This is a genomic window from Acidovorax sp. HMWF029 (assembly GCF_003060895.1).
In the GTDB taxonomy this organism is placed as follows: Bacteria; Pseudomonadota; Gammaproteobacteria; order Burkholderiales; family Burkholderiaceae_C; genus Acidovorax.
The window spans coordinates 1-2,362 of the sequence record NZ_QAIH01000251.1; the positions used below are offsets into that span (position 1 = coordinate 1).

A 2,362-nucleotide genomic window follows, 5' to 3' on the forward strand; every position below is an offset into this window, starting at 1 on the left:
GCCGATGGCCGCGCGCCCGTGCAGTGGAACACCTTCAAGTCGCGCAACCTGGGCCTGTACTTCCAGGACACAATGGCGCTGAACGACACCCTCAAGCTGGTGGGTGGCCTGCGCTATGACAACTTCAAGGCCTCCTACAAGAACGCCACCGGCGCGCTGAGCAACTCCCGCTCCGACAGCCTAGTCAGCCCCCGCGTGGGCGTGCTGTTCCAGCCCAGCGAGCTGCTCTCGTACTACGCTTCGTTCGGCACCTCGTACAACACTTCGGGCGATACCTACCAGTTCGGCAACCCCGGTAACAACACGGCACGCACCGCCAACACCGACCCCGAAAAGAGCCGCAACTTCGAGATCGGCACCAAGATGGAGCTGTTCGAGCGCCGTGCCCTGCTGGGTGTGGCCGTGTTCCGCAGCGAGAAATACAACGAGCGCAACACCGACCCTGACACCGCTGCCCAGCAAGAGCTGCTCTCCGGAAAGCGCCACGCCAGTGGCATGGAGTTCAACCTGGCCGGCCGCCTGACGCCCCAGTGGGAGGTGTTCGCCAACCACACCTGGATTCCTTCGGCCAAGATCGACCGCAGCAACGTGGTGCTGGCCGCCAACGGCGGCGGAGCCCAGGTGCAGGGCGATCGCCCCGGCCTCACGCCCAAGCACAGCGGCAGCGTGTGGAGCACCTATGCCGTCACGTCCAAGCTGCGCCTGGGCGCAGGCCTGACCTACCGCAGCAAGCAAAACCCCGAGGGTTCGCGCGCTGTGTACGCCAGCGGATTTGCCGTGATGGACGCCATGGCCGAGTACGCGTTCGACGACAAGACCACGCTCAAGCTGAACGTGAGCAACCTGTTCGACCGCACCTACGCCGATGGCCTGTACCGTGGCTTCTACACGCCGGGCGCCCCCCGCGCCGTGCAGGTGTCCGTGAAGACGCGCTTCTGATCTTCGAAGTGCCAACACGCTGATGCGCTGATGTTCTGAAGAAACGACTCCGCCCCTTCACTGGGGCGGAGTCACAATCGGCCTCCATGTTTCTGCACATCCCCAACGTTCTCACCGCCGAAGAAGTCGCCTTCTTCCGGCAACAGCTCTGGGCTCCCGATACCCCGTGGGTGGACGGCGCCCGCAGCGCAGGCGGCCAGGCAGTGCACCAGAAAAACAACTTGCAATTGGCGCAGGGCAGCGAGCTCTCAGCCCAGCTGCAAGGTCTGGTCAAGGCCGCCCTGGCGCGCAACGCACTGTTCTTCTCGGCCGCCCTGCCGCGCCGCATCTACAACCCGCTGTTCAACCACTACGGCGGTGGCGCCAACGCCTACGGCAACCATGTCGATAGCGCCGTCATGCACTCCAAGGCCGACAACTGCTGGGTGCGCAGCGACCTGTCGTGCACGCTGTTTCTCACGCCGCCCGAGGAATACGACGGTGGCGAACTGGTAGCCACCGAAGCCTGGGGCGAAAAACGCATCAAGCTCCCGGCAGGCGACATGGTCATGTACCCCAGCAGCACGGTGCACCAGGTGTCGCCCGTCACACGCGGGCAGCGCATCAGCAGCTTCTTCTGGGTTGAAAGCATGGTGCGCGGGCTGGAGCAGCGGCAGCTGCTGTTCGACATGGACATGTCGCTACTGCGGCTACGCCAAAGCGTGGGCGAAACAGACCCATCGGTGATTGCACTGTCCGGCACGTACCACAACCTGCTGCGCATGTGGGCCGACGTGTGAGCCACCACCTTCAACACCAAGGCCCCGCAGCGCCCTCGCGCCTTGCCAGAATCACTCCTATTTCAATAGCACCTTACGCTTGCTGAACGGGCGCAGGGTGCTTTTTTCATTGGTATGAACCACACCCCCGCCCGGCACAGGCTGCCACCCGACATCGCCAACCTGGCCGACCACGAACTGCTGGCACGCCAGCAACTGGACGACAACGCCTGGGCCTACTTCAGCGGCGGTGCTGCCGACGAGATCACCCTTCGCGCCAACCGCAGCGCCTGGGACGCCCTGCCCCTGTGGCCTCGCGTGCTGCGGCCGCTGGCGGGCGGCCACACCCGGGTGCAGCTGCTGGGCCGCACGCTGGCCCACCCCATCTTGCTGGCCCCGGTCGCCTTTCAGCGCCTGGCCCACCCTGATGGCGAACTGGCCATGGCCTATGCAGCGGCGGCGCTGGGCGCGGGCGTGGTGCTCAGCACCCAGGCCAGCGTGGCGCTCGAAGCCATTGCCGACGCTGTTCTGCCCGACCCGGGGCGCGGCCCGCTGTGGTTCCAGCTCTACCTGCAGCACGACCGGGGCTTTACCCAGGCGCTGGTGCAGCGGGCTGAGGCAGCGGGCTACGAGGCGCTGGTGCTGACGGTGGATGCACCCGCCAG

The 2,362-nt window shown here is 65.7% G+C and carries 3 protein-coding genes; all 3 read left to right on the plus strand.

The window, feature by feature from the left end:
- Window positions 1-939: TonB-dependent siderophore receptor (locus DBR12_RS18215; RefSeq protein ID WP_146185572.1), on the plus strand; the 939-nt coding region annotated here is incomplete at its 5' end.
- Between the two features lie 86 nt (window positions 940-1,025).
- A complete protein-coding gene (locus tag DBR12_RS18220) occupies window positions 1,026-1,718 on the plus strand; it encodes a Fe2+-dependent dioxygenase (protein ID WP_108618559.1) in 693 nt (230 codons plus the stop codon).
- Between the two features lie 114 nt (window positions 1,719-1,832).
- On the plus strand, window positions 1,833-2,362 hold a 530-nt coding region (locus tag DBR12_RS23145; RefSeq protein WP_233244812.1), incomplete at its 3' end, for an alpha-hydroxy-acid oxidizing protein.

Coding starts and splice junctions, on each gene's coding strand:
- DBR12_RS18220 (WP_108618559.1), top strand. CDS start 1,026: ATGTTTCTGCACATCCCCAACGTTCTCACCGCCGAAGAAGTCGCCTTC.